Genomic DNA, 20,729 nt, shown 5'->3' on the forward strand with positions numbered 1-20,729 from the left:
TAAATGAATTCCATGATAGATACTGAATCAGACAGAAGGTTTAATCTGCTGGTTAATGCATCCAACCAGGCAAATTTAGTTGATGCTAAAAATATATCACCAGTACAGTTAAATTCATTTTTTTTGTTTGTCTCACCATATGCATTGGATAAGTGTATTTTTGAAGATTTGAATATTGACTTGAAAGTTGATGAACAAGGTAAAATCTGGATAAATGGGCGCCAGGTTAAACCAATAGAAATTAAATCGGGAATTAGTATTCTTGGTATTGTAGTTAGATAGTTGGGAGTGTTGATATTGGATTGTATAATGTGTAATGAAACAGAGATTATTAAAATATATGAATTTGAAAGGGTTAAATTTCAATGTATAAGGGGACATGTATGGTCTGAAAATTACGTTGATCAGGGTGGATCTCATAAAAGACCAGAAGATTACCAGGTTCAATTTGAAGATACCTTATTCCCATATGAAAAAAAAATTTATGACGCTGTACTAAAAGAAATAGATAGGGATCCAGGGTATTACAAAAGTGCAGAACCAGTTGAAAAAACAAAATCTTTAATTAAGAATTGTGGTGTTAGTGAAAGAGATTTATATAACTTTTTAAAAAAAATCACAAACTATACGGGCAAATAGTTGGTAAGGAGAGAAAAGGATGGACAGAAAAATATTTAATTAAAATAGAAGAAGTTATTATTCTAGTAACTATCGTGCTAAAGTTTCCCCAAAAAATGAAAAAGAAGTTAAAGCTGAACAAGAGAACAATATACCAGAAGGAGTCCAGGAAACTAGTGCTGAAAGTGCACAAGGTCAAGTAGAAGAAGTTATGGAGCCTGCAGCTTTCGAGACAGTAGATGAAACTGTGGAAATAGACATAGCCGATAAAGACGAGGAAAGTTTAATTTCGCATATTAATGAACAAGAGGGTCAGGAACAAGAGCAAGACCAAAACCCGGACCAAAACCAGAGTCAAGAACTGAACCAGGTCCAGGACCAAGAAAAGGAGCAAAGTCTTATAGGCAGCTACCATACTCAATATGTTATTGAAGGACTGGAAAAGCTTTATAAAATTTATCAAAAGAAAAAAGAAAAGTAGAAAGGAAAAAATATTGAATAAAAGGACCGGGTTTTTATATAAACCCGGTCTTTTTACATTAAATGCCTAACTTCTGGCGCTTTTTATTTATATGTTCTTCTATGGCTTTAGCAATTTCTGCAGGCTCATCACCAATTGCTACCTTTCCCCCAGTTATCCCTTCTAGATCCTGGGTTAACAGCTTGGTCAGTTCCGGGCCTCCAGTTACAGGAGGTGTTGGTGATAGGTGGGTGTAGAGACCATAGGCTAATGCAAAGAGTCCGTCTATAGTTGCCTTTTGCTCCAGGTATTCTGGGGCACTGACGGCAACTGGCAGATCAGAAGTGTCTACTCCCAGAGCATCAGCTATGGCAGTTACTAACATTGATATCCTGCCTGTATCTGTACAGGTTCCAAAGGGCAGTACAGGAGGTATGCCAAGGGCGGTACAGACCTCCTTTAATCCTTCCCCCGCATATTGCAGGGCATCCATGTTAGCCATGCCGGCTACCTCTAGTCCGTGGTTGCCGCAGCCGCCCGCTACTATAAGGATATCTCTTTTTACAAGCTCCTTGGCCAGGTTAACTGTTACCCAATCCTGGGGGCCATTTTTCAAGGTTGAACAGCTAACTATTGCTACCACACCTTTAATCTTGCCGGCCTTAATTACATCAAGAAAGGGATCCAGCTTACCCCCTAAAGCATTTAGTACTGCTTCAGTGGAAAAACCGGCAACAGCTTTTGTTCTTTTCTGCGGTACATATGGCTTTACATGCTGCCTTCTAACTGGATAGTTAGCAATACCCCATTCAAGAAGTTTATGGGCAATTTCTAATCCCTCTGGGGGCTTGTAGTCAAGGTTTTTTTCAACCTTTGGTATTCTAACCAGGTCGTTTATTGAGACCAGTGTAACCTTGTATTTTTCACCATAATCATGGAGATTTGGTGGTGAGCAGTTTTCGTCCATTGCAAAGACATCTACTGTACCAGTTGCAAGCAGTGGTTCAATGGAAAGCCAATTGCCTGTATGTCCCACAAAAACCTCATCCATTTCAAAGCGCTGAAGTAATTCTTGACCTGTTTCTATGGAACCAATCACCCTGATACCCCTGGCACCAGCTTGTTTTGCTTTTTCCTGCCATTGGGGCTTTCTAGCTTCATAGATTGTGGCTACCCCTACCCAGGGTTCGTGGCCATTAAATACCACATTGACGTAATCTGGATCCATGATTCCAAGATCCATATCCACCTCATGGGGTGTAGGTGTCCCGAAAAGAATGTCTTGAACCATTTCCAGAGGTATTTGAGCTCCATATATGCATGCTATTCCTAAACGCAGGGCCTTCTTTGCAAGTGACACATAATCACCATCAACATTTGTTAAACAGCTGGCAGTAGCATCTTTAATTTCATGAAGCACACCTGCAGGGAATATGGCTAGCTCCTGCCAGAGCTTCTGCCTTTTCTGGGGAGCAAAAACCTGGATAAGCTTGCTTGGCTCTTGATAATCCTTTGAGAGCTCAGCGATAAGATAGTCAGCTAACCTTTCAGCAACCTGTTCCTGGGAACCAGATGTATCAATGCCCAGCTTCTGAGAAAGCTCATATAGCTTGTTTTTGTCTGTGATTCCAAAGGGAGTTTTACCCTGGGCTGTTGCCTTTAGCGTGCTAAATGCCATGAAGGCATGATGACTGTAGGTGGCTGTACCCATAACATTTCTCAACAGCATGTCTCTCATGGCCATGGCATCAGGACTAATGCCACAAACCCCCAGATCTGCACCAACCTTTGATGAGATTCTACAGGGGCCATTGCTGCACAGCTGACAGCTGACTCCCTCGGAACAAAAGCTGCAGCGAATTTTTTCCTGGGGGTCCATGCGGTCAAAAACATTACTCATGCCGTCAGGCTTTAATCTGTTTTCATACATATCCTGAACAGAGTCATGGTAGCTGATACGCCCATTCATTCGATGGATCATTTCCTTTGACATTTACATTCCTCCAATTATGGTATTCTCTAGTTAGTATTGGAGAATATTTAAAAAATAATTACACAATCTAAAGGAATATTATGGAAAGATAAAAACAAAAACTTGTATTTGTGTGATAAATGTCATAGAATTCTAGGAAAATGAAAATTATAATACAATTGTTTTTAAAGAGCAGTTGTATGATATCAAGTGGGTAATTGAAAATATTTTGCTGAATTTATTGTTGAAAGGGGGATGTTTGTGGAAAGGGAAGATAGGGACATAAAAGTTGTACTTGACTTTATTAATATATATTGTAAGAAAAACCATGAGGGCAGGGAGAAAAATCTTCTTTATGAAAACAATACCAGGCTGTGTAAGGAATGTATGGAGCTTGCATTATATGCCATTAAAAAAAGAAAGCTTTGCAAAAAGGATCCCAAGCCAGCTTGCAAAAAGTGTGATACACCATGTTATTCTTCAAAATACAGGGAGCAAATTCGCAAGGTTATGAAGTTTTCCGGCATCTATTATGTGAAAAGGGGGAGGTTGGATTACTTATATCACTATTTACGATGAAAGGCTTTGTACCCGCAATGCCATGAACTTTCAGTACGATATAAACATAATATGTAATCTAAATATTGGATGTCAATTTTATATGAAATTTTTTATCCTTAGGTTGTTATAAATGGCTTAATGCTTTATCATGGAAGATGGTTATATATCACTTTCATAAGCATGATATTTTTTGCTTATGATAGAAGGGAGTTTTTACTTATGCTCATACCATTTTTTCTTACACCTAAACAGGAGGTTGTTGTTTTGTCTCCCCAAAACACAATGAGGCAGGCATTAGAGAAAATGGAGTACCATAGATACTCAGCTGTCCCATTAATTGATGAAAGGGGCAAATATGTGGGAACTATAACTGAAGGTGATTTACTTTGGAAAATCAAAAATACTCCCAGCCTGAGCTTTGAAAACACCCATAAAATACTGCTTACCGAGGTTCCACTGCACATTACTAATAAGCCGGTAAAAATTACCGCAAGGATAGATAGTTTGCTGAGGCTTGCCATATCTCAAAACTTTGTTCCAGTAGTGGATGATAATGAAGTTTTTATTGGGATAGTTAAACGTAGTGATATTATAGAATACTGTGCTGACCTATTGGAAAAAAAGGAAGGAAAAGTTGGTTAAAGAAAGGCGTAGACAATGGATAAAGACACACAGTATTGGAAGGTTGCCCTGGATAAAAATGCAGCAGAACAAGTAGATACTGAGTTAGTGGAAGAGCTTAATGAATACTATGGCGATGAAGAGGAAGCTGATGATGAGAAAGAATCAGCTTTCAGGGCTCTTGTCATTAAATTAATAGGCTTGGTTACAGCGTGTATCTTCATACTGCTGATCCTGGCCAATTGGTTTAAGGTTTTTAGTCTTCCCCCCATTGATTTTTTAGCTAAATCAAGAGAACTGGCAAAAAACCCTGAATTTAGGGAATTAAGGGAGTCAGTAGTAGTTGTAAATGCCATGGGCAGACAGGGGACAGGCTTTAACATATCTCCAACAGGTGTAATTATAACAAACCATCATGTCATTAGAGATTCTAGAATCGTTTATGTGAATTTTATTGATGGAGACATATATCATGTTAAGGAAATTGAGAGCTTTCCAGAGATAGATATAGCAATACTGAAGGTGGAAGGTGAAAATATACCTATCATTGAACTTGAAACAGAAAGCAATCCCCAAGCAGGTGATGAAATTTTAATTATTGGCAACCCCCTGGGCTTTACCCGAATTATTAACAAGGGGCAAATCACTGGAACTACCAGTTTAAAGGGATGGGACAGGGAGGTTTTGATGATTGAAGGGGCTATCCATAAGGGCAGCAGCGGCAGCCCAGTATTTAATACTGAAGGAAAAGTAGTTGCTGTTGTATTTGCTACCCTAAGGTCTGCTTTAGATAATGATAAGGCAATAGGTTTAGCTGTTCCCATCAAGCATCTTCTAGAAAAACTACCCGCTGATTAGAAAGTGTTATCGATGAATAATATGAACTTGCTAGGTGATAAAAGGCACAAAAGTAAAACCGGGATAAATCTCTTCCTGGTAATGGTTTTCACCCACTTTATTTAAAAGGGTTAAGTACCCCCCATACAATAAATTATCTATGGGAATTACCATTTTGCCCCCTGTTTTAAGCTGTTCCTTTAATGCAGGGGGTGTGGTTTTAGCCGAGGCATTTACAAGGATTCTGTCAAAGGGAGCATATTCAGGCAGGCCCCTGGCGCCATTTCCCTCTATAAACTGCACATTTTTATATTTGAGTTTATTTAGGTTTTTTTCTCCAAATTCCTTTAAAGATTTAATCCTTTCAATTGCAAAGACATTGCCCTCTTCCCCTACCAGCTCTGCCAGCAAAGCCGTTGTCCAGCCCGAGCCTGACCCAACATCCAAAACTTTATGACCCTTTTTAGGCTGTAAAAGCTCAAGCATAAAAACTACCGTCAAAGGCTGGGAGATAGTCTGTCCTTCCTTTAAAGGTAATGGTCTATCATGATAAACATAATCCCTGTATTCGGGTACAACAAAATGAACTCTATCAACTTTAAGAAGGGCTTCCTTGATGGATGGAGTCTTCAATATACCTTTTTCCTCAAGTCTTTTCACCAATTCTTGCAAGCTTTCCATTGTTTCCTCCTAAGCATGGTTTTGTTAAGTATAGTATTTACCAGAGAGTATTATAAAGAGTAGTATATTATGGAATTTATTCTACTATAAATTTCGAAACCTTGAAATTTCAATACTTAAACAATATTTAACATAATTTTAATCTATTAACTGGGTTATTAAACAGGTAATTTATATATTTTTGGAGAATATCATTATAAATATAACATAAAGTGGGGGGCATTAAATGGAAAAATTATTTGTGTTAGACACAAGTGTTTTGTTACAGGACCCTAATTCCATATTTGCATTTGAAGAAAATGAGCTTGTTATACCAGCTATTGTTTTAGAAGAAATTGACAGCAAAAAAAGACAGGCTGATGAATTAGGCCGTAATGCTCGTCAAATCTCCCGCACCCTCGATGGGCTTCGAAAAAAAGGAAGGCTTGACAAAGGGGTCACCCTGGAAAATGGCGGAACCCTGCGCATAGAGCTGAATCACAAGCACATCACTTGTATACAGGGAGCTTTTCATGAAATAAATAATGACAACAGGATACTTGCAGTGGCTCTAAACCTATTTGAGGAGGAGCAAAAAAAACAACTGCCAAGAAAAGTCTATCTTGTTAGTAAGGATGCTTTAATGCGTATCAAGGCAGACATATTGGGAATTCCTGCTCAAGATTATCTGTCTGATATGGTAGTTAAGCAAAATGACCTTTATCCAGGCTTTGAAACCATAGAGGTGGATCCTTCAATTATCGATACCTTCTACACTAATAAATCTCTTGACATTTCTACTGAGCCCCTCTCCAGGCATCAAATTTACCCACATAAATTTTTCATATTAAAAGATCAGCTTGGCTCATCTAAATCTGCTGTTGCCTATTATAATCCTGAAAAAAATCTCCTTGAACCTTTATGGATCCCAGACAAGGACATTTGGGGCATTTATCCTAGAAACATACAGCAGAAAATGGCGATGCAGCTTTTGCTGTGTGATAATATACCTCTAGTAACTTTAACAGGTAGAGCCGGAACAGGAAAGACATTACTTGCCCTGGCAGCAGGTTTATATAAAACTGAGGAACTAGGCCTATTTAAAAAGCTTCTGGTTGCCAGGCCAATTGTACCCATGGGTAGGGAGCTTGGTTTTTTGCCAGGAGATAAGGAGGAAAAACTGCGTCCCTGGATGCAGCCAATCTTTGATAATATGGAGTTTTTGTTTGGTACACATAAAGATGGAAGACTGGATGATATTTTAGCAGGTTTAAAAAGGGTGGAGGTAGAAGCCCTTACTTATATTCGCGGCAGAACTCTGCCCAATCAATTTATAATTATAGATGAGGCCCAAAACCTGACAAAGCATGAAGTTAAAACCATAGTATCACGGGTAGGGGAAGGGAGTAAAATTGTACTGGTTGGAGACCCAGAACAGATAGACCACCCTTACATGGACTTTACCAGCAATGGATTAACTTATTTAGTAGAGAAATTCAAGGAACAGTCCATATCGGCCCATGTTAATTTAGAAAAAGGTGAAAGGTCAGCTTTAGCCCAGCTTGCCTCCCAGATTCTATAGGGTGTATTTGCAAGTTGTCAAAAATTATTTTGTGAAAAATTTATAAAGATTTACTTAAAAAGAAGGATTTTTATGTGAACACGAATAAATATAAATAGGACTAAAAAAGTCTCATTTTAAAGGAGGAAGGAGGCATCTAATGGGGAGGAATATTATTAATACATTAAAGAGTGACAGATGGTTTCTTGTGGCTATAATTCTCATAACTATAATTGTTCTTTATCTAGGTACAGGGTTTGCCATGCGGTCTACTGATACACCCCAGTTTTGCGGCAGCTGTCATGTGATGCATGAACCAGTTAGAACACATATGGAATCTGTACATGGGAATCTAACCTGTAATGACTGTCATGCACCTAAACCTCTTTTAGAAAAGGCAGCCTTTAAAACCTATGCCGGATCTAAGGACATTTACAAAAACCTATTTGCCGACATTGATGACGTGATACATGCTACAGATAAAACCAAACAAATAATCAATAAAAACTGCTCTGATTGCCATACCATGACTAATATTAATGTTGAAATAAACATGGATGCCAAGCAGTATTGTACAGATTGTCATCAACAGGTACCCCATTCTCCCAAAAGACCTATTGATGAAAGGAGAGTTGCTGGTGAATAATAATGTGCTTAAGACTGTAATCATGGTTGTAATTTTTTCCTTTGTTTTTGCAGGCTGCAAGACTATACCTGACACAAGACAACCTACTTTTGACACTAATCTAGCTTCAAATGAAACCCGTAACAGTGCTTTTGGTAAAGAGTTCCCGTTACAGTACCAGAGCTATTTGAATAATTTGGATGATACCCAGATGACTGTTTACGGTGGTTCTGTTCCCCATGACAAGCATGACGGAATTAACCCACTGCCCATAGGTTACCAATATGCTCAGCCTTATCTAAAAAATCTATGGCTGGGCTATCCCTTCAGTTATGAATACAAAAGGGCTCGAGGGCACACCTATGCACTAGAAGATCTTTTACATATAGATCGCTTAAACAATTATAGTGAAAGTGCCGGACTGCCTGCTTCTTGCTGGAACTGCAAGAGCAATAAAACACCTGGATATATTGAAGAATATGGAGATGCTTTCTGGTCCATGGAATTTAATGACTTTCGACTGGAGCATGATCTAGAGGAACACACCATAGGCTGTAATTTATGTCATAATCCCCAGACCATGGAGCTGCAGATTACTAGTGAGCCTCTTGATATAGCTTTGCAGAAACAGGGGATTGATTGGCGTGAGGCAAGTAAAAATGAAATGCGTTCCTATGTGTGTGCCCAATGTCATGTGGAATACTATTTCCAGAGGGGAGATGTTGGAGTAGCTGCCAAGGTTACTTTCCCATGGGATTATGGTTTTGGCCCAGAGGAGATGTACCAGCATTTAAATGAAGGGAATCCTGAAAGGGGTTTTGTTGGTGCCTTTGCAGACTGGATTCACCCTGTCTCCCAGACACCCATGTTAAAGGTACAGCATCCAGAGTTTGAAATGTGGATTGACAGTACCCATGGTGCAGCTGGAGTCTCTTGTGCAGATTGTCATATGCCATATGTCCGAGAGGATGGCAAGAAAAAAATCTCCTCACACCATTGGACTTCGCCTTTAAAATATATTGAACAATCATGCCGTCAGTGTCATTCAGACAAGAGTGCTCAATATTTAAAGGATCGGGTAATTTATACCCAGGAACGAACCTGGGGGCAGCTGCTAATTGCTCAGGATATCTCAGTACGTGCCCATGAAGCCATAAGATTAGCCTCTGAATATGAGGGAGAGCGTCACAGCAACTATGATGAACTAATGAAACAGGCTAGAGAAATGACCCGTAAGGGACAGTGGTTCTGGGATTATGTCTCTGCGGAAAACAGCGTGGGTTTCCATAACCCTCAAAAGGCTTTAGACACCCTTGCTAAATCTCAACAATACAGCAGAGAGGCAGTTGATTTAGCCCTCAGGGCAACTCTTTATGGAATAGCCCCCAATCTTGAAGGGGATATTAAGGAAATTGTACCTCCCATTATGGAGCACAGCCGCAAGTTACAGCAAAGTGAGGAACACCTTAAATCTCATAAATGGTTGGAGTACTTGCCGCTGTTTCCTGAGGCTGAACGTATCTGGGATTTAAACAGGCGTATAGATTAAGACCAATAAAGCATTAAAAAAATAACTAGGCCTGGTTCATAGAACCAGGCCTAGTTATACTACTAATTATAATCCTTACATTACATACATTCATGCATTAGAAGGCACATTTCGACATTTTATTTAAGACTTGAGGACATTTTCTGTGTTACAATATAATAATTATCATATAGTATTCTCTTAAGCTACAAAAGGTGGTTTATTGATGCCTCATAATAGCCCAAAGGTTAAAAAGCACAAAGTACAGGAGCAAGGTATCTTTATTAAATTTATAATTATGGTAGTTGTAAGCAGTGTTATTGCAGTAGTTTTATATTATTTACAAACTTCAGATAATGCTGGATTTATTGGTATAACATTAAAAGCAGGGGGAATTTTTGCTGGGCTTTTAGTGTTTTTTCTAATTTGGAAAAGTTATCAGAGATTATCCCAGAATATTAATTTTGAAGAAATGAAAAGGGAGAATGAATTTATAAAAAGTGTATTAAATCAAATGCCTGTTGGAGTAATGACTTACGATACTGATTTAAGGGCTTCCTATTTAAATAAAAAGTACATGGAGTTTACGGGTCTTAATAAAGAACAAGTGTTAGGTTTAACGCCGGAACTGATAGCAGCTAAAATTTATGTTTCTAATAATATTAAACCTATAGTTTGTGAGCTGCATTCAATGAATAAAAGCTCAATAAAAAATAGGATTCTTCCTATAAAACATAAGTCTGGGAAAATAGTAAAACTCAAGTTTGATGGCTATAAACTAAAAGATCAGGGCTATTTAGTCTTAATTTCAGAAGCTAAAAAAGAACAAGAGTTAGAAAACCTGCAGCTTCAGACCCAAACTATTTTAGATTCAGTAGACAATCTTGTTTTATTAACTGATAAAAACGAAAAGATAATAATGTGCAACAATAAAATATCCCAGCAAAGTGGTCTAACCAAGGAAGTTATTATTGGGCAGGATCTGGAAGAGTTTTTGCAAAAACTAAAGATAAAAGTAAAAGAATTAAAAAATACCAGTGAGAAAGAATTAGAAAACTATGAAATAATCTATAGAACTGTTGATGATAAAGTTAAGGTTGCAGTCGTACATACAGCTAGCATTTGTAATGTGGATCAGGAGACTATTGGCAAAATCTTTGTGGCTTCTGACATAACTAGTTTTAAAATGGACCAGGAGAAAATCAAGCAGCAGGAAAAGCTTGCAATTATTGGCCAAATGGCTGCAGGAGTTGTTCATGAAATTAGAAATCCACTTACGTCCATTAAAGGCTTTAGTCAGCTAATAAACCATATAACAAGCGACAAGCGGATTAAAGAATATGTTGGCGTCATTGAAAGCGAGGCTAATAATCTAAATAATTTTATTACAGAGTTTTTGTTATTTACTAAACCTAGAGACCCTGTATTTAAATACATTTCAATACGTGAAATAATAGACTCAATGTATATAATGCTGGATAATCAGGCATTTATGAAAAGAATAAAGTTAGAAATAGTTTATGATGAGGAAGATAGAGTAATTAAGGTTGATGAAAACCAAATAAAGCAGGTAATCCTGAATATAGTTCAAAACGCCTTTGATGCTCTCCTGGAAAGAGAAAATCCCAAGGTAATTATTAGAACAGGCTATGTTAGTGATAGTAATGAGGTATTTATTGCAATTTCAGATAATGGAGTAGGAATGTCACAGTTTGAAATTGCCAGGTTAGGCTCACCTTTTTTTACGACAAAGGAAACAGGGACAGGCCTTGGCCTTAGTGTATGCTACCAGATAGTCAAGGAGCATGGTGGGCGCATAGTAGTGGAAAGCATGAACAATAAAGGTACGACCTTTGTAATATATCTTCCCTGTGCTAGAACTAGAGAATAAGCAGCTTGCCAGGTCCTGGAAAGCTGTTTTCTATATTTAGCTGTAGATTTGGCAATAAATATCTATCCAATTGAAGGAACTTATTAAAAAATGGAGAATACATATGTACAGTTATTCTAAATAGGGTTTAGCATTAATAAACATACAAATTTTATTTAATTGTGCAAGGCAGGCCTCTTCAGCAGCAGAAGGTGCTATATTGAAATAAGATCAAATACAAAGGGAGGATTTTTTAAAATGATGCAGAGGGTTAAAGCGGCCATAATTGGTCCCGGCAATATTGGCATTGATTTAATGTATAAAATAATGGAAAGCAAATATGTTGAGCTGGATATGATGGTAGGAATAGACCCAAATTCAGAAGGTTTAAGACTTGCTAGAGAAAATGGCTTTAGAACATCCCATGAAGGCATTTCTGCAATTCTTGGCAATGATGAAATTAAAATAGTTTTTGATTCTACTGGTGCCAGGCCACATCTAAAGCATGCTCCCTTACTAGAAAAGTCTGGGAAAATTGCCATAGATTTAACACCAGCTGCAGTTGGTCCCTATGTGGTGCCGCCTGTAAATCTGGATGAGCATATTGATAGTCCAAATATTAATCTGGTTACCTGTGGGGGCCAGGCAACCATTCCCATGGTTGCAGCAGTGAGTCAGGTAGCAGAAGTTGAATATGCTGAGATAGTAGCCACTATCAGCAGTAAAAGTGCTGGGCCTGGTACTCGTCAAAATATTGATGAATTCACCCAGACCACAGCCAGGGGAATTGAAATAGTTGGCAAGGCTAAAAAGGGCAAGGCAATTATCATTCTTAATCCAGCTGAACCACCTATTATGATGAGAGATACAATCTATACCAGAGTAAAGAATCCAGATAAAAAGGCCATTAGAGAATCAGTACTTACCATGGTGGCCAGGGTCCAGGAATATGTTCCAGGTTATAAACTAAAGATGCCCCCAATAATTGACGGGGATAAGGTTACAATTATAGTAGAGGTAGAAGGTGCCGGTCATTATCTTCCCAGGTATTCAGGCAACCTGGACATAATTACTGCGGCTGCAGCAGCTGTTGGAGACAAAATTGCCCGGAAAATCTCAAGACATATAGACAAGGAGGTAATCTAGATGCAAAAGCATATAAGAATAGTTGACACAACCCTACGTGATGGAATGCATGCTGTCAGCCATCAGTTCACACCAGAGGACATGGCACAAATAGCTGCAGCATTGGATGAGGCGGGAGTTGATACCATAGAAATTGGCCATGGAGATGGATTGGGAGGAACCTCATATCAATATGGATTTGCCATTGCTTCCGATGAGGAGTACTTAAAGGCAGTGTCAGATGTGCTAAAAAATGCCAGGCTTGATGTACTGCTATTACCAGGAATAGGCACAAAAAAGGACTTGGAATTTGCCGCTAAGTATAATACTAAAGTTGCTAGAATAGCAACCCATGTTACTGAGGCAGATGTTGGGGAACAGCATATTAAGCTGGCCAAGGAGCTGGGAATGGAAGCTATAGGATTTCTCATGATGTCCCACATGGTACCCCCTGAAAAGATTGTAGAACAAGCCAAGCTTTTTGAAAGCTATGGAGCTGATGTTGTTTATGTTACTGATTCTGCGGGAGCAATGGTTCCCCAGGAGGTGGCTGTTAAGATTAGAGCTGTTAAGGAAGCTGTGAGCATTCCAGTTGGCCATCATGCCCATAACAACTTAAGTCTAGCTCTGGCCAATACCCTGGCTGCCATTGAGGCAGGAGCGGACATGGTTGATGGTACATGCAAGGGCTTGGGAGCAGGTGCCGGCAACACACAAACTGAGGTATTGGTGGCGGTTCTGGATAAACTCGGATACAAAACTGGAGTTGACCTATATAAAATTATGGATGTGGCAGATGATATAGTTGCACCTAAAATGAAAAGACCGCAGGTTATTGATAAGAACTCCCTCAGCATAGGGTATGCTGGAGTATACGGCAGTTTTCTTTTACATGCCCTGCGTGCTTCAGAGAAGTTTGGAATTGACGCAAGGGATATCTTGGTTGAACTGGGCAGGAGAAAGACAGTTGGAGGACAAGAGGACATGATAATTGATGTGGCTTATGAATTAAGCACCAGGCAAAACAGCCTCTAAAAACCTCTCGCCATGTAATAAACCATGTAATATATAATGAGGAGGCAGGAATATGGGGGAGGACAAAAACATTATCAAATCAGTTGATAAAGCATTTCGTATCATAGAGCTCATGGCACAGGAAAGCAGACCAATGGGTGTTACAGAAATCAGCAAAAGGTTAAAAATAAACAAAAGCACAGTTCATGCAACCCTAAACACCCTGCTGGGTAAGGGTTATTTCGAACAGGATGCTGAAGGCGGCAAATATAGACTGGGGATTGCATTCGCTCAAATTGCAAATGCTTCCCTAAACAGCATGGATTTTCGAAATAAGGCAAAACCTGTTATCGCCCGTCTATCAAAACAGATCAATGAGACTGTTCATATGGTCATACTGCGCCAGGGTAAAGTAGTTTATATTGAAAAGCAGGAAAGTGTCCAGTCAATGAGAATTCATACAGAAATAGGCAAGAGTCAACCCTGTCACTGTACAGGTGTGGGAAAGGTCATGCTGGCCTGGATGGATCCTGAGGAAAGTAAGCAGTTAATTAGAGAACATGGCCTTCCCAGGCTTACAGACAAGACCATAACAGATGAAGCTGCCTTATACAAGCACCTGGAGGAGATCAGGCAAAAGGGCTATGCAATAGACGATGAGGAAAATGAGAAAGGTCTGAGATGTGTAGCGGCACCCATTATGGACTATTCTGGCAGGGTTATTGCTGCAATAAGCATTGCCGGACCAACAACCAGAATTTCCACGGATTCTCTAGAGAAAATGGCGGAGCTAGTAGTGGAGGCCGGCCTGGAGATTTCTAGCAAATTAGGGTCAGGCTTGACAAATTGACATTTTAATAGCTATAAAAACTTTTAAAAACATGCTGCAGGGTGATAATAATGAATCAAGCAATACGAAATAAAATTAACCAGATATTTGATTTAGAAATTTTAGATGAACAGCACTACGAGTGGGGAGATCTTTACTGGCTTCAGCTGGATTCTAATGGCCTAAAAACCCAGCCAACTCTTTCTTTTGCAACTGTATTTCCAGGTAAAGAGCAGGAAATTCACACCCATGCTGGTTATGTGGAAATACTGCATGGTATAGAAGGGGAAAGTATTCATATAATCAATGGAAAAGAGCTAGTTCTTACAAAAGGGAAGCTCGGCTATGTTCCTGATGGTGCCCAACATTACCTTATTAATAAATCAGATAAACCATCCCAGTTTTTAAGTATAGTTTATCCTGCCCTGCCGGCACCATTGAATGAGATGGAAACAATAGATGGCCTGGAATTATATGATATAGATCAATTAGTTAACCTTAATACAATAGCTGATAAATTTGCCCAGAGCGTTAAACTAGCTGTTACTTTGGTGGACAGCAATGGCGTTTTTTTAGCTGAACCAAAAAGCTTTCCTGATTTTTGTTCTCTTTGTATAAAGCAGAAAACGGGTAATTGTGTTCTCTGTACGGAAAAGGGTGAAAAAAAGGGTAAAGAGCTGGTAGTATTTAAATGTAAATTTAAAGTATATTCAATACAATCACCTATTATAATCAATAACAGGTTGCTGGGCTACCTGGGATGTGGTTATGGCAGGGTAGAGACGCCTGCAGATGCTGATGAACTATTGCTCAAAAACTCCTTTTCCGGAAGAGATTATCCTTTAGCCCATAAGGCTTATGTAAATCTAGGCATTATTAACAGGAACCACTTGAAATCTGTCGCAGAAACCCTTTCACTAGTTGGAGCATCTCTTGTGCAGATGATTATAGATTCGGCCAGAAGCAAGCAAATTAGTGCTTATAAGCTCAGCCTGGTAAAAGAAGAGCAGAGAAAAGCGGAACTTGAAAGTTCATTAAACGAGGCCAGGCTAAAATTTCTAGAATCCCAGGTTAACCCTCATTTCCTGTTTAATACGTTAAATACAATTGCTCAAACCTCTTTTATGGAAGGTGCTGCAACTGCATCAAATCTTACCTATGCCTTGTCTAATCTTTTAAGAAGGAGCCTGGGTAAAACACAATCTCTTATTTCAATAGAAGAAGAGATAGAGCAAATAAATGACTATTTACTGATACAAAAGACAAGATTTCCAAGGAAGTTTACCGTTAGAATGGATATCAAAGAAGAAGTTTTATCTACAAAGGTTCCAAATATGACCTTGATGGTTCTAGTTGAAAATGCTATTTTGCATGGATTTTCCAATATTAGGTGGCACGGCATGCTTGAAATCAATGGATATATGAGGAACAACAGGGTTGTTATAGATGTTATTGATAATGGAGCAGGCGTTAAAGACGAAGTGATAAATGAGGTAAGGGAGTTAACAGGTAATAGCTTTAACCCCATATCACCAATGAAGGGAATTGGCTTAAAAAATATTTACAAGCGGCTTGAATACTATTATGGAGAAAAATTCAGTTTCTGTCTTGAAAGATTAAATAAGGGCGGAACCAAAGCAACTATAGAACTGCCAGCTGAAACGGCTATAGAGAACACGTAAACATGACTTTCTATTTTCATTTTTGTTTGCAAGAACACCAATGTTTATCCATGTTAATGAGCTATTTATTATTAAAGTTTAACGAGGAGAAAAAGTATGTACAAAATTCTAATTGTTGATGATGAAACAGTTGAATTACAGTTTCTCCGACATGTGATTGAAAAGTATAATCTGCCTCTAAATATTTGTGGGGAAGCTGAGGATGGTCTTGAAGCAATAGAACTAGCTGACAAGCTTAAACCGGATTTTGTTATTATTGATATTTCCATGCCCCATAAAAATGGTTTAGAGGCAGCAGCTATTATTAAGCAAAAGCATCCATGGATTAAAATATATATTTTAACTGCTTATGAAAAATTTGATTATGCAAAAAAAGCCATTGAAATAGATGTGGAAGATTATTTAACCAAACCCATAAGCCCAGATAAATTGATTAATGTCTTGAAAAAGGGCATAAAAAGCAAACTTAAAGAAAAGCTGGAGAAGTGTAAGGCTTCAAGGCTCCATAGTAATATTAAGGCATTAGAACCAAAGATAAAGAAGCAGTTGGTGTTAGATCTAATTTCTGGCGGGGTAAAGACAGATAGGCAGAGGGCAGCTAAAAAATTACTAGGCATCAAAACTGACCAGTTTAATCAGATACTTGCAGCCCAATTTTTTGATAGAAAGAATAGGAGAGTGGTTACCAACGAAGCAACTCTGACAAATATTGGAACAGCAATTGACATGGAGTTAAAATCTGCTTTATATAGTGTCTTGGCTGATGGCAGGTTAGTATTCTTGCTGGAAGGAACAGTGCACAGGGATACCATGGAAAGTATTCAAAAATGGTGTTTAATGCATGGGTATGATGTTTTTGCTGGAGCAGCCATCCTGGAAAAGGGATGTGACATTTATTCAGCTTATAAAATTGCTGAAGAAACCGCTGAAAATGCTTTGTTCTGGCATAGATGCGGGTTCTTTTCAAAAAAAGATACTAGCAGCACAACACCCAATGTTGCGGAGGTTCAAAATAAGGTATTTACTTCCCTCCTTCAAAAAGACTACAGTCATGCAATGGAAATGATTAAGGAAATTTTATCTGAGATGAGAACCAAGGGTTTAACAAAGGAGAAAGCTGTTAAATATGTCGGGGATTTGCTTACCCTCGTGGTTTGCGAATCAGCAAAGAATATATTACTGCAGGAAGAAATGGAGTTTTTTAGAGAACAAATTTTAGCGCTAAATAGGAAATCTGCTAATGTAGATGACTTGACATTGGGTATAGGTGAGATTTTAGAGGAATTGCTTAAGAGAATGGTACCAGACAAGTTATCAGCTCCAGAGTACTATGTTAATTGGGTTATTGACTATCTTAAGAAAAATTATCATTTAGAGGTTACCTTAGATGAGGCTGCTGGAAAGCTCTTTTTAAACCCTTCTTATTTGAGCAGAATTTTTAAAAAGCAAACGGGACAAGGGTTTAATGAGTTTTTAACCAAGATACGCATAGAAAAGGCAAAGGCTTTACTTATGACAGGAAAATTCTCAGTAGGTGAGGTTGGTAGACAGGTGGGAATATATGACCCTAGCTATTTTAGCAGCATATTCAAAAAACATACAGATATTAGCCCAAGCAAATTGGTTGAAGATTCTAAAAGTAAATAATCTTATAGTCAATGTCAAAAAACTCCCAAGGTAATTTCTAATTATTATTGAACTAGATAAATACAACAAGTAATAAACAACCCTTCTCCTCTTAAAAACTATATATTACTTTTATCAATAAGTTTGTCCGGCTAACTCGGACAAACTTATGAAAAGTAAGAGAGTTGGCAGGAGCGGAATTTATTACAAAGATATATTTAAAAATATTTAAATATATCTAATTATTAGTTAAATATGGGAGGTTAGGAAATTGAAAAAAGTCTTATTATTTTGTGTTGTTGTGGTAATGATGCTAGCCTTGGCTGCATGTAACGGCAATGATAAGGCACAAGATCCCGGGAAGGATGTAGATGATCCTAAAAAAGTTGTTTTAAGGTTAGGCATGACTGCTGAAGCTGACAGTCACTATGGTAAAGGCGCAAAAGTTTTTGCAGATAAAGTAGCTGAGTACACAGGTGGTCAGGTTGAAGTGCAGATATTTCCAAGCAGCCAACTAGGAAATGAAAGAGATCTTGTTGAAGGTGTTGGTGTTGGTACAATTGAAATGTGTTTAACGTCTACCGGTCCACTACCCAATTTCTCTTCTGACTTCATGTTGTTTGATCTGCCTTTTATTGTAACCGATAGACAAAAGGCTTATGAAGTTATGGATGGTACAATTGGACAAGAGATACTTGGAAGTTTAGCCCCCATGGGAATTAAAGCTCTAGGGTTTTGGGAAAATGGGTTCCGTAACATAACAAATAACAGGGCTCCTATTGTTAGTCCAGAAGATGTGCGCGGTATGAAAATTAGAACCATGGAAAATCCAATCCACCTTGAAACATTCCGACATCTAGGTGCGCAGCCTACACCAATGGCCTGGGGTGAAGTATTTATAGCTCTGCAGCAGGGAACAATTGATGGACAAGAAAATCCGCTAGTTATTCTTTATACCGCAAAAATCTATGAAGTCCAAAAACATGTTTCTTTAACTGGTCATTTTTATTCGCCTGCTGTAATGTCAATTAACAAAAATCTTTTCGATGGTTTTTCAGCTGACATTCAAGAAGCTATCTTAAAGGCTGAAAAGGAAGCTAGAGATTGGGAAAGGCAGTATAGTGCCCAGTTAGATACTGAATTAGTTCAAACCCTTACAGATGCTGGAATGATTGTCACTGAAGTAGACAAGGACGAATGGCAAAGAGCATGTGCCCCAGTTTATGAAAAGTTCATGGATAAAATAAAGCCAGAATATATTGAAGCTTTACTAGGTCAGTAATTGAAAAGTAAATAGAGTACAGATGGACTTCTGTACTCTATTTTTTTAAAAAATGGCAAAGGAGTAAGCTAATGAATAAGATAGCAGGCTTTATAGATAATTTTGAAGAAAATCTTATTGCTATTTTACTTCCTTTAATGGTTTTACTGGTTTTTGCAGCAACCTTTTTTAGGTATACAGGTTTGTTGATTCTTCCATGGGCTGAGGAATTGGCAAGATACATGATGATATGGATTATTTATTTAGGAATAGGAACGGGAGCTAAAAAAAATTCGCACTTTGCTGTAGAGGCTTTTTATAAGCTTATGCCCCAAAAGACCCATAAATACTTTAAGATTTTAAGGACCATTATTATTATAGTTTTCTGTACCACAGTAATAGGTCTGTCAACTAAATTAATCAAGGCCCAAATGGCCATGGGTCAAAGCTCTCCCTCACTGGGCATACCAATATGGGTTGCTTATTTGGCTGTACCAATTGGCTGTACTTTAATGGCTCTAAGGTCAGTCCAATACATCATACTTCAATGGAGAGACAACCGACTAATGGATTTAGATAAGGTGGTGAAATAAATGGCCCTGGTACTCTTTGGAACGCTATTTTTTATGTTAATAATAAATGTGCCCATTGGTATTTCCATGGGTATGGCTGTTCTTGCAGCCTTGACATTTGTTGACACCACAACATCCAGCATGATAATTGCTCAAAGAATGTTCACTGCAGTTGATAACTTTCCATTTATGGCTGTTCCCTTTTTTATTCTAGCTGGGGATTTAATGGAAAGGGGGGGCATCTCAAAGAGGCTGATAAACTTTGCAAAGGCTTTACTTGGAAGACTGCCTGCCAGCTTATCAATTATCACCACAACAGCCTCTGCTTTTTTTGGAGCTATATCAGGATCAAACCCGGCTACAGTTGCTGCCATTGGCGGACTAATGATACCTGCCATGGCTAAAGCTGGGTATCCCAAGGATAAGGCTGCCGCTGTTGCTGCAGCATCAGGAACCCTTGGAGTTGTTATTCCTCCAAGTATTTCAATGATTACCTATGCTGTTGTTGCTTCTGTATCTGTAGGCACAATGTTTATTGCAGGTATTGTACCGGGGTTGTTATTGGCATGTGGAATAATATTTGTCAGTGTCCTAACATGCAGAAAATACGAAAAGGGCGGTGCAGATAGTACTGGTACTGTTCCCTTATTCAAAGCCCTTAGAGAAGCCATTTGGGCATTATTAATGCCAGTTATAATCCTGGGTGGCATATATGGTGGAGTTTTTACACCTACAGAAGCAGCTGCGGTATCTTGTGTTTACGCTTTTTTTGTAAGCAGGTTTATTTATAAGGAATTACAATACTCTGAGCTTAGGGGTATTTTTGCAAAGTCTGCAACTAGTACAGCAATTGTTTTGTTTATTGTAGCAATTTCATCATCCTTTTCATGGCTAATGACCAGTGCAGGAGTTCCAGGTCAAATTGCTAGCTTTATGTTGGATTCATTTCAGAACAAGTATATAATTTTCATAATGATAAATGTAAGCTTATTATTCCTGGGTTGCTTCCTTGAGACCCAGTCAATTATTTTATTGATGACTCCAATACTGCTGCCCCTGGCAATACAGTTAGGCATTCACCCTATTGCCCTGGGACTTATAATTATAGTTAACACCTCCGTAGGAATGATTACCCCACCCATGGCGGTGAACCTATTTGTTGCCAGTGGAATATCAAAGGTTTCCATTGAACAAATAAGCAAAAGAATTGTTCCTTACTTTCTGGTTCTAGTTGGAATTCTTCTAATGTTAACTTATTTTTCAGAAATACTAATGTGGTTACCCAATTTACTAGGTAAATAATGTAA

20 protein-coding genes are annotated in these 20,729 nt (G+C 38.4%); 18 read left to right on the forward strand and 2 right to left on the reverse strand.

Translation table 11 applies throughout. The annotated features are described in order from the left end of the window. The first annotated feature begins 3 nt into the window (after positions 1-3). From K364_RS0121220 to K364_RS25170, 3 genes are all read left to right on the forward strand, one after another. Positions 4-282, forward strand: a complete 279-nt coding sequence (locus K364_RS0121220) for a hypothetical protein (protein WP_242841764.1) — start codon at positions 4-6, stop codon at positions 280-282. Positions 283-297: 15 nt separating this feature from the next. After that, positions 298-639 carry a hypothetical protein gene (locus tag K364_RS0121225; RefSeq protein ID WP_028309665.1) on the forward strand — a complete coding sequence of 114 codons (342 nt, stop codon included), beginning with the start codon at positions 298-300 and terminating at the stop codon, positions 637-639. Positions 640-829: 190 nt separating this feature from the next. Next, positions 830-1,099 carry a hypothetical protein gene (locus K364_RS25170; RefSeq protein ID WP_035270624.1) on the forward strand — a complete coding sequence of 90 codons (270 nt, stop codon included), beginning with the start codon at positions 830-832 and terminating at the stop codon, positions 1,097-1,099. 58 nt (positions 1,100-1,157) lie between these two features. Here K364_RS25170 and cooS read toward each other — a convergent pair whose 3' ends face one another. Then, on the reverse strand, positions 1,158-3,071 hold the full coding sequence (gene cooS / locus K364_RS0121235; RefSeq protein WP_028309666.1) for an anaerobic carbon-monoxide dehydrogenase catalytic subunit: 1,914 nt from the start codon (positions 3,069-3,071) through the stop codon (positions 1,158-1,160). A 240-nt stretch (positions 3,072-3,311) separates the two neighbouring features. Here cooS and K364_RS0121240 point away from each other — a divergent pair, with 240 nt between their 5' ends. From K364_RS0121240 to K364_RS25175, 3 genes are all read left to right on the forward strand, one after another. After that, complete coding sequence (locus K364_RS0121240) at positions 3,312-3,629, forward strand: nitrous oxide-stimulated promoter family protein (protein WP_028309667.1); 318 nt, start codon at positions 3,312-3,314, stop codon at positions 3,627-3,629. 201 nt (positions 3,630-3,830) lie between these two features. After that, complete coding sequence (locus tag K364_RS0121245; protein ID WP_028309668.1) at positions 3,831-4,253, forward strand: CBS domain-containing protein; 423 nt, start codon at positions 3,831-3,833, stop codon at positions 4,251-4,253. 15 nt (positions 4,254-4,268) lie between these two features. Beyond that, positions 4,269-5,090 carry a S1C family serine protease gene (locus tag K364_RS25175; RefSeq protein WP_051534302.1) on the forward strand — a complete coding sequence of 274 codons (822 nt, stop codon included), beginning with the start codon at positions 4,269-4,271 and terminating at the stop codon, positions 5,088-5,090. 30 nt (positions 5,091-5,120) lie between these two features. On the opposite strand, the gene K364_RS0121255 is transcribed toward K364_RS25175, so the two are convergent. Beyond that, positions 5,121-5,750: a protein-L-isoaspartate(D-aspartate) O-methyltransferase gene (locus tag K364_RS0121255; protein ID WP_028309669.1), complete on the reverse strand. Its 630-nt coding sequence runs from the start codon at positions 5,748-5,750 to the stop codon at positions 5,121-5,123. Between the two features lie 226 nt (positions 5,751-5,976). On the opposite strand from K364_RS0121255, the gene K364_RS0121260 reads away from it, so the two are divergent. From K364_RS0121260 to K364_RS0121315, 12 genes are all read left to right on the forward strand, one after another. Next, positions 5,977-7,311, forward strand: coding sequence for a PhoH family protein (locus K364_RS0121260; RefSeq protein ID WP_028309670.1), 1,335 nt, complete (start codon positions 5,977-5,979; stop codon positions 7,309-7,311). Between the two features lie 139 nt (positions 7,312-7,450). Further along, entirely contained in the window at positions 7,451-7,936 is a 486-nt protein-coding gene (locus K364_RS0121265) for a cytochrome c3 family protein (RefSeq protein WP_051534303.1), read from the forward strand. Next, the gene (locus K364_RS0121270) at positions 7,911-9,464 is read left to right on the forward strand and encodes an ammonia-forming cytochrome c nitrite reductase subunit c552 (RefSeq protein ID WP_051534304.1); all 1,554 of its coding nucleotides are present in this window, start codon (positions 7,911-7,913) and stop codon (positions 9,462-9,464) included. Before K364_RS0121265 ends, K364_RS0121270 begins: the two co-directional genes overlap by 26 nt. A gap of 205 nt (positions 9,465-9,669) precedes the next feature. Then, positions 9,670-11,334, forward strand: a complete 1,665-nt coding sequence (locus K364_RS25930) for an ATP-binding protein (protein WP_051534305.1) — start codon at positions 9,670-9,672, stop codon at positions 11,332-11,334. 240 nt (positions 11,335-11,574) lie between these two features. Beyond that, on the forward strand, positions 11,575-12,459 hold the full coding sequence (locus K364_RS0121280; protein WP_028309673.1) for an acetaldehyde dehydrogenase (acetylating): 885 nt from the start codon (positions 11,575-11,577) through the stop codon (positions 12,457-12,459). Continuing rightward, positions 12,460-13,473 (forward strand): 4-hydroxy-2-oxovalerate aldolase, encoded by a 1,014-nt coding sequence (gene dmpG, locus K364_RS0121285; protein ID WP_028309674.1) that lies wholly within the window; start codon positions 12,460-12,462, stop codon positions 13,471-13,473. It abuts the gene before it with no gap. A 52-nt stretch (positions 13,474-13,525) separates the two neighbouring features. Further along, positions 13,526-14,302, forward strand: coding sequence for an IclR family transcriptional regulator (locus K364_RS0121290; protein WP_028309675.1), 777 nt, complete (start codon positions 13,526-13,528; stop codon positions 14,300-14,302). Positions 14,303-14,352: 50 nt separating this feature from the next. Beyond that, positions 14,353-15,963, forward strand: a complete 1,611-nt coding sequence (locus tag K364_RS0121295) for a histidine kinase (RefSeq protein ID WP_028309676.1) — start codon at positions 14,353-14,355, stop codon at positions 15,961-15,963. Positions 15,964-16,059: 96 nt separating this feature from the next. After that, positions 16,060-17,610 carry a response regulator transcription factor gene (locus K364_RS0121300; RefSeq protein ID WP_028309677.1) on the forward strand — a complete coding sequence of 517 codons (1,551 nt, stop codon included), beginning with the start codon at positions 16,060-16,062 and terminating at the stop codon, positions 17,608-17,610. A 250-nt stretch (positions 17,611-17,860) separates the two neighbouring features. Then, the gene (locus K364_RS0121305; protein ID WP_028309678.1) at positions 17,861-18,871 is read left to right on the forward strand and encodes a TRAP transporter substrate-binding protein; all 1,011 of its coding nucleotides are present in this window, start codon (positions 17,861-17,863) and stop codon (positions 18,869-18,871) included. Between the two features lie 71 nt (positions 18,872-18,942). Next, the gene (locus K364_RS25185) at positions 18,943-19,443 is read left to right on the forward strand and encodes a TRAP transporter small permease (RefSeq protein ID WP_051534306.1); all 501 of its coding nucleotides are present in this window, start codon (positions 18,943-18,945) and stop codon (positions 19,441-19,443) included. Continuing rightward, complete coding sequence (locus K364_RS0121315) at positions 19,444-20,724, forward strand: TRAP transporter large permease (protein ID WP_028309679.1); 1,281 nt, start codon at positions 19,444-19,446, stop codon at positions 20,722-20,724. Positions 20,725-20,729 lie beyond the last annotated feature (5 nt).

The organism is Desulfitibacter alkalitolerans DSM 16504 (assembly GCF_000620305.1).
GTDB classification, from domain to species: Bacteria; Bacillota; DSM-16504; order Desulfitibacterales; family Desulfitibacteraceae; genus Desulfitibacter; species Desulfitibacter alkalitolerans.

Coding starts and splice junctions, on each gene's coding strand:
- K364_RS0121220 (WP_242841764.1), top strand. CDS start 4: ATGAATTCCATGATAGATACTGAATCAGACAGAAGGTTTAATCTGCTG.
- K364_RS25170 (WP_035270624.1), top strand. CDS start 830: ATGGAGCCTGCAGCTTTCGAGACAGTAGATGAAACTGTGGAAATAGAC.
- cooS (WP_028309666.1), bottom strand. CDS start 3,071: ATGTCAAAGGAAATGATCCATCGAATGAATGGGCGTATCAGCTACCAT.
- K364_RS0121245 (WP_028309668.1), top strand. CDS start 3,831: ATGCTCATACCATTTTTTCTTACACCTAAACAGGAGGTTGTTGTTTTG.
- K364_RS25175 (WP_051534302.1), top strand. CDS start 4,269: ATGGATAAAGACACACAGTATTGGAAGGTTGCCCTGGATAAAAATGCA.
- K364_RS0121255 (WP_028309669.1), bottom strand. CDS start 5,750: ATGGAAAGCTTGCAAGAATTGGTGAAAAGACTTGAGGAAAAAGGTATA.
- K364_RS0121260 (WP_028309670.1), top strand. CDS start 5,977: ATGGAAAAATTATTTGTGTTAGACACAAGTGTTTTGTTACAGGACCCT.
- K364_RS0121265 (WP_051534303.1), top strand. CDS start 7,451: ATGGGGAGGAATATTATTAATACATTAAAGAGTGACAGATGGTTTCTT.
- K364_RS0121270 (WP_051534304.1), top strand. CDS start 7,911: ATGAAAGGAGAGTTGCTGGTGAATAATAATGTGCTTAAGACTGTAATC.
- K364_RS25930 (WP_051534305.1), top strand. CDS start 9,670: ATGCCTCATAATAGCCCAAAGGTTAAAAAGCACAAAGTACAGGAGCAA.
- K364_RS0121280 (WP_028309673.1), top strand. CDS start 11,575: ATGCAGAGGGTTAAAGCGGCCATAATTGGTCCCGGCAATATTGGCATT.
- dmpG (WP_028309674.1), top strand. CDS start 12,460: ATGCAAAAGCATATAAGAATAGTTGACACAACCCTACGTGATGGAATG.
- K364_RS0121290 (WP_028309675.1), top strand. CDS start 13,526: ATGGGGGAGGACAAAAACATTATCAAATCAGTTGATAAAGCATTTCGT.
- K364_RS0121295 (WP_028309676.1), top strand. CDS start 14,353: ATGAATCAAGCAATACGAAATAAAATTAACCAGATATTTGATTTAGAA.
- K364_RS0121300 (WP_028309677.1), top strand. CDS start 16,060: ATGTACAAAATTCTAATTGTTGATGATGAAACAGTTGAATTACAGTTT.
- K364_RS25185 (WP_051534306.1), top strand. CDS start 18,943: ATGAATAAGATAGCAGGCTTTATAGATAATTTTGAAGAAAATCTTATT.
- K364_RS0121315 (WP_028309679.1), top strand. CDS start 19,444: ATGGCCCTGGTACTCTTTGGAACGCTATTTTTTATGTTAATAATAAAT.